The following is a 6714-nucleotide window of genomic DNA, read 5'->3' as shown; positions in this document are numbered from 1 at the left end:
CGGGAGCGGATGGAGGGGGCGCTTACCGTGAGCCGGGACGGACTGTGAAAAACACCTGTCCTGTTGGAAATACAGCCGCTGCGCCAAGCAGCAGTAAGAGGAAATCCGCAAAATAAGCATGAACCGAACACATTCACCGCTTAATCTGATGATTAAGCGGCTCAGGTGTTCTAAAAAGCAGCTTCGGAAGCTGCTTTTTTCACGCTGATTTTGTGGATTTCCTCTAACTGCTGCTATGCTCGCTAAAAGCATTTCCAACAGGACAGGTGTTTTTCACAGTCCGTCCCGGCATCCCTGTCATTAAGCGTCCCCGTCCGTCAACGAGGCTGAAGCTCGTTAACTAAATCCCGATTTATTTTTGATCCTGCGGCACTGAATTTTTTCCGAATACGGCCATCAGGATAATAGCCGCCACAAAGCTTACGATACAAGCTATAATAGCTGCCAGAACCGATGAATCGAATCCGGTCTCCGGATTAATTACCTGAAGCCACCCAAAGATACCGTTTGTTCCATAAAAATACTGCTTTACTCCACCGAATCCTATGATTGCGCCACCGATACCGGAAGCCAGACATGCCAGGATAAACGGCTTTTTAAACTGCAGTGTAACACCATAGATCGCGGGTTCTGTAATACCGACCATAGCTGAAAGGATCGCCGGTCCGCATACGCTTTTAAGCTTTTTATTTCTTGTTTTCAGCATAATCATCAATACTACTCCGGCCTGTGCGAATGCAGAGGAGAGACCTGCAATGGTGATTGGGTCAAATCCCATAGTGGCCAGGTTATTTACAGAAATTGCAACGAATCCCCAGTGTACACCAAACATTACGCAAACCTGGATTAACGCTCCATATAAGAAACCGCTGATGGTCGCATTCAGATCAAATAATGCCGTAAATGCGGCTCCAAGAAGGCTGCTTGCAAAGCTTGCCACCGGTCCGATAATCAGAAACGCCAGGACAATACTGATAATCAGGGTAAGCGCCGGTACTGCAAAAGTCTTGAATAAGTCGCTCATCCGCTTTGCAAAGAATTTCTCCACCTTTGCCGCAAAGAAGCATGTCACGATCGCCGGGATAACAGAGCTTGCATAACTCATCAGAATGACCGGAATCCCCAGGAATGTCACGTATACCGGAGATTCAAAAATCGTTCCTGAAAATAATGTGTAAAGCGGTTCTCCTGCCATAATCGTCGTGAGGGAGGGATAAACCAGGGCCGCACCGATAGCCATACCGATAAACGGCGTGCCTCCGAACTTTTTCATCGCAGTATATCCAAGGAATACCGGCAGGAAGTTAAAAAAGCAGTCACCCACGATATTCAGGATCTGATAGGTTCCCGAAGCTGTTGAGAGCAGGCCCGTCGCTGTAAGAAGTGCCAGAAGACCTTTGATGACACCTGTTGCTGTTAGCATTCCCAGGATTGGTGTAAATACACCCGAAATCAGATCGATAAACTGGTTTGTCACCTTTTTCTTCTTCATTTCTTCTTTGAACTCTTTTGCATCTTTTACTTCTGTCTTTTCGCCGTCCATGCCCAGCATGGATATCATCTCTTTGTAGACATCGCCTACATGCTGTCCGATTACAATCTGATACTGTCCGCCGCTCTTCACGATGGAAAGAACACCGTCAATTGCTTTCACCGCCTCGTCATCCGCTGCAGTTTCATTTTTCAGCTGAAGACGCAGACGCGTTGCACAGTGGTAAACACTGGAAATATTATTTCTGCCTCCAATTTTTTCTACGATTTCTTCAATCATTTTTTCGTATTTCATTTTGAAATCCTCCTTCGCTCAATCCTGTAAATTCAAAACCATACTCTGTTCCTTCTGAAACTCTGTCCTGTGCAGCTTTCCTTCTCTGTCTGCAAATTTCACTGCTGATTCCCGAAGTCCCAGCAGCCTGATCTCTGTAATCTTTGCGTCTCTCCACTCCAGATCCAGAATACATCCGCATTTCAGACGTATTCCCCGAACCTTCCCGCTCTTCAATGCCTGAGGAAGGGCCGGGAGCAGATAAACCGTGTCTTCAAAATCCTGAACCAGCATTTCCAAAAGACCGCATGCCCCTCCGAAGTTTCCGTCTATTTGAAACGGCGGGTGTGTGTTGAACAGATTATCCAGCGTAGCATCCACCAGCAGCTCCCGCTGGTTCTTCCACGCTTTCTCTCCGTCCCCAAGCCGCGCATAGAACAGAATAATCCATGCCTTGCTCCATCCAGTATGACCTCCCCCGTGGCTCAGGCGCCTCTCCAGCGTATGCCGTGCCGCCCGTGCCAGTTCAGGAGTTTTATCCGGACGTATCTGCGCTGCCGGATAGAGAGCAAAGAGCTGGGATATATGACGGTGTCCGATCTCCATCTCCTCATAGTCCTTCCGCCATTCCTGAATCTGCCCGTATTTTCCGATCTTGACCGGCGGCAGCCCCTCCAGCCGCATTTTTACTTCTGCTTCCAGCCCGTCTCCCCTGTCTAGTTCTTCTGTGATTCTAAGATATCCGCTGAAAAGCTCCCTGAGTATTTCCGAATCCATAGCCGGGCCCATGCAGAGGCATCCACATTCTCCCTGCTCATTCATATAAATGTTCTCGGGGGAACTGCTTGGTCCCGTAATCCAGTGCCCCTGCTCATCCTGAACCATATAGTCTGCAAAAAACTGTACGCTGTCTCTCAGTATTCCATAGAATTCTTCCATAAATACCCGGTCTTTTGTATACAGATAATGCTCAATAATGTGAAGGCAGAGCCATGCGCCGCCCATCGGCCATATGGTTGCCGATACATGGCTGTCCTGGGGTGCACAGTCTCCCCAGATATCCGTATTGTGGTGACAGCAGAATCCACGCGCACCGTACATTTTCTCTGCGGTCTCCTGTCCGTGCGGCCGCATCGTTTTCAGGTGCTCCAGAAGGGGCATGTGCAGCCGGGAAAGCCCCGTCTTTTCTGCCATCCAGTAGTTCATCTGGATATTAATATTGATTGTGTACTTGGAACCCCAGGCAGGCTCAAAATCTTCGTTCCAGATGCCCTGCAGATTGGCGGGCAGGCTGTTTTCCCGACTGGAACTGATCAGCAGATATCTGCCGAAATTATAATGCAGATTTACCAGTCCCACATCTTCCTTCCCGGTTCTCATCCGTGCAAGACGTTCCGGTGTTGAGAGCTGCTCCAGTTCCTCCTCTTCATCAAGCTCCAGTACACAGCTGTTATAAAGGGAGTGATAATCTTCGAGATGCTGCATTTTCAATTCTTCATAAGGCAGGCCGGCAGCTTTTTCCAGTGTTTCCATGCACCATGCTGCCGGATCTTTGCTCCGGTAAGTTGTTCGCCCTGTTATATAAAGCACCGCTTCCTTCGCGCCTTCTACGATTATATGGCTGCCCATCCGGTACTGGCGTCCTCCCACTGAGGCAATCCGCACTGCCATTTCAAATGCAATCCCGTCATTTCCACCATTTTTGCCGTACAGACGGATCGTATCGTCTCCCACTGCCATTGTACCGTCACAAAAAGAGGAACCTCTTCCTGATCGGTTGTCTTTTCTGGTAAGTGATACCTCAAAATCCAGCGCCTCATCTTCCTCTGCACACATGCGGTAAACCAGCACGCCCGCCGGGGACGAGGCAAAGAATTCTCTTTTTACTGCCCCCTTTTCCGCCGTGTATACAATGTTTCCCACTGCATCTTCCAGATTCAGGCTCCTTCGGTATTCCTCGAATACCGGTGACTCATATTCTACAAACGAAGTCCCGTTCTCTTTCTTTTTTACCGTCTGTCTGCCCCTTGTATTAAAGAAGTCAATCCAGACATCTCCCAGCGTCTGATAGTGCCTCATGTGGGGATAGACTGCGTACATACTGCGGGAAGCCAGAAGCTCCGCCTCCTGCACTCTGCCCTGCATAAGCAGCTGCCTCACCTCATCCAGATGTCCTTTTGCATCCGGGTTGAGCCTCTCCATATAGCCGCCCGACCAGACCGAGTCTTCGTTGACCTGAATCCGTTCAACCGATGTTCTGCCAAAGACCATGGCTCCCAAAAATCCATTTCCGATGGGAAGTGCTTCGGTCCATTCCTCTGCTTCTTTTCGAAACCAGATTTCGTTCATCGTTTTTCTCCTTCCTTCAAATTTCTGAGGTCATTATAGCAAAAAAAACAGAAGTTCCGAAAAAGTTCGCAAAATGGAAACTCTCTCTAAACTTCTGTTATTATATCCTTTTATTTACAGCTAAACCGCAGACTAATTAATAATTACATCCTCCGGGAAGCCATACTTCTTCTGATATCTCGCCGTGATCTGTTCGATCAGAAACTGATAAAGAATAGGATGGTTCTGAACCCGTTCTTCGTATTTCAGAAAAATACACATATCTACCCTTGGATCCTTTTCCATGTTGGTATTGGATGTGATCAGAACTACCCTCGCCTTTGTTTTATTAAAACATTCTTTTTCCGGCTCGCCGTCCAGCTTTGAAAAGGTACTGATATAGCGCCCGGAATTTGAAAAAATCAAAAGCAGTGTATCCGCATCAGCCTCTGCAATATATTGCTCCTGCTTCCTGTCATTAATCGTTGTATAAATAAACTTTCTGTAGTACGACATTTTGTACTGGAAATTCAAAGCGGCTGTCTCGGAATAAATCTCCCCGAAGGCAGCGATTTTCTCATAGTTGTGAATGTCCTCTGTAAGGCGTTCTATCTTCTTCATATCAATGGAATCCGCCTGATTCCTGATATCGTTTACCAGCACCTGGATATACCGGTCCATTCCATGTTCCAGGATGTAATCCGTAATATTCACTGAATCCACTCCCCGGATATAGACGTCCTTTTCCCGCTGGCGCATTGCTTCCAGCTTAAAATCCGTGTAATCGTCAAAGCCAATCCTTCTGACAAACTTGGATACCGTAGACTTTGACACATTACACAGGGCGGCCATCTCTCCGATGGGTATCTGATACAGCTGGTTGATATTCTCCAGCATCAGGCTGGCGATATGGTATTCCGTCGTACCGACAGTCTCTTCATTAATTGTTGTGATCAAACGCTGATATAAAATATGCATTTTGTTATTCTATTCGCATTCTCTGATGCGTTTTCTGAGCGGAAGTATCATGGATGGGGATACGGAAAGCTCGTCCAGTCCCATCTTCAGGAATTCCTCCGTCAGCTCCAGATCGGCCCCAAGCTCACCACAGATGCCGATCCACTTGCCCTCTGCATGGGCGTTCTCGGCCGCCATCTTAATCATGGCGAGCACCGCCGGATGATGAGGATCATAGAAAGCATCCAACTTAGAATTCTGCCTGTCGATTGCCAGCGTGTACTGGGTCAGATCGTTTGTTCCTACGCTGAAGAAGTCCACTTCCTTTGCCAGGTCTCTGCTGATCATAACGGATGCCGGCGTCTCAATCATCACACCGGTCTCCACGTTCTCTTTAAACGGGATTCCTTCTGACTTCAGTTCGCTCTGAACTTCTGCAATAATCTCCTTGATCCTGTAAATCTCATCTACAGAGATGATCATCGGGAACATAATAGAGATATTGCCGAACATTGCCGCACGGTAAAGCGCACGCAGCTGTGTCTTGAAGATCTCTGTCCTTGTCAGGCAGATACGGATCGCACGGTAACCAAGCGCCGGATTCTCTTCCTTGTCCAGTCCGAAATAATCTACCTGTTTGTCAGCCCCTATGTCCAGAGTACGAATAATGACTTTTTTGCCTGCCATATTCTCCGCAACCTGTTTATAAACTGCAAACTGCTGCTCCTCGGTGGGGAATGTGTCATTCTCCAGGTATAAGAACTCGCTTCGGAACAGACCGATTCCGCCTGCATCATTCTTCAGAACCGCGCCGACATCGGATACATTTCCGATGTTGGCATATACTTTCATCTTCTGGCCGCTCTTTGTTATGTTCTCTTTGCCTTTGAGCTGTTCCAGAAGAGCCTTCTGTTCGAGATCCTTCGCGCGCTTCTCCTGCATCTTGTCCAAAGTTTCCTCGTCCGGATCGATATACAGCATTCCGGTAAAACCGTCAATCACTGCCATCCTGCCGTCATACTGAGCTGCCAGTTCCTCGCCCAGGCCAATAACCGCCGGAATATTCATCGTTCTTGCCAGGATTGCCGTATGGGAATTGGAAGAACCATACATGGTAGCAAATCCAAGCACTTTACTCTTGTCCAGCTGAACGGTCTCGCTGGGAGCCAGATCGTCTGCCGCAATAATACACGGCTCGTCTGTCTGTGCCATACTTTCACCCACACCACAGAGGATGTCCAGAACACGCTCGGATACATCCTTCACGTCCGCAGCACGTCCCTGCATATATGCATCATCCATGGAAGCAAACATCTGTGCGAAATTATCCGCTGTTGTTGCAACGGCAAATTCTGCATTCACTTCCTGGGTACGTATAATATTTTCAATAGATTCAATATAATCCAAATCTTCCAGCATCATCTGATGTATCTCAAAAATCATGGCATTCGCTTCGCCCACGTCCTCAAGCGCCTTGTCATAAAGCCCTTTGAGCTGGTCAACCGCCGTTGTTTTTGCTTCCTGGAAGCGGGTACATTCGGCTTCCACATCATCAACGTGTGTTCGTTTAATCACTTTCTGGTTTCTCTTATAAAAAGAGAGCTTTCCGATGGATACACCACCAAATACGCTTTTACCTGTTATTGTAATCATAATACCTTCCC

General features: G+C 47.8%; 4 protein-coding genes. All 4 read right to left on the bottom strand.

Annotated elements, in window-relative coordinates; genetic code table 11:
- Nucleotides 1-352: 352 nt before the first annotated feature.
- A complete protein-coding gene (locus HMPREF0240_RS13860; protein WP_009004047.1) occupies nt 353-1786 on the bottom strand; it encodes a PTS transporter subunit EIIC in 1434 nt (477 codons plus the stop codon).
- An 18-nt stretch (nt 1787-1804) separates the two neighbouring features.
- Nucleotides 1805-4114 carry a glycoside hydrolase family 95 protein gene (locus HMPREF0240_RS13855; RefSeq protein WP_009004046.1) on the bottom strand — a complete coding sequence of 770 codons (2310 nt, stop codon included), beginning with the start codon at nt 4112-4114 and terminating at the stop codon, nt 1805-1807.
- 132 nt (nt 4115-4246) lie between these two features.
- Nucleotides 4247-5071, bottom strand: coding sequence for a MurR/RpiR family transcriptional regulator (locus HMPREF0240_RS13850; RefSeq protein WP_009004045.1), 825 nt, complete (start codon nt 5069-5071; stop codon nt 4247-4249).
- Nucleotides 5072-5080: 9 nt separating this feature from the next.
- Nucleotides 5081-6703, bottom strand: a complete 1623-nt coding sequence (gene ptsP / locus HMPREF0240_RS13845) for a phosphoenolpyruvate--protein phosphotransferase (protein ID WP_009004044.1) — start codon at nt 6701-6703, stop codon at nt 5081-5083.
- Nucleotides 6704-6714: the final 11 nt, after the last annotated feature.

The organism is Clostridium sp. D5 (assembly GCF_000190355.1).
GTDB classification, from domain to species: Bacteria; Bacillota; Clostridia; order Lachnospirales; family Lachnospiraceae; genus Faecalicatena; species Faecalicatena fissicatena_A.
The sequence above is the reverse complement of the archived record's forward strand: the minus strand, read 5'-3'. Positions and strand labels throughout refer to the sequence as shown.

Bases quoted from the DNA above. Each gene is read 5' to 3' on its own strand.
- HMPREF0240_RS13855 (WP_009004046.1), bottom strand. From the start codon at position 4,114: ATGAACGAAATCTGGTTTCGAAAAGAAGCAGAGGAATGGACCGAAGCA.
- ptsP (WP_009004044.1), bottom strand. From the start codon at position 6,703: ATGATTACAATAACAGGTAAAAGCGTATTTGGTGGTGTATCCATCGGA.
- HMPREF0240_RS13860 (WP_009004047.1), bottom strand. From the start codon at position 1,786: ATGAAATACGAAAAAATGATTGAAGAAATCGTAGAAAAAATTGGAGGC.
- HMPREF0240_RS13850 (WP_009004045.1), bottom strand. From the start codon at position 5,071: ATGCATATTTTATATCAGCGTTTGATCACAACAATTAATGAAGAGACT.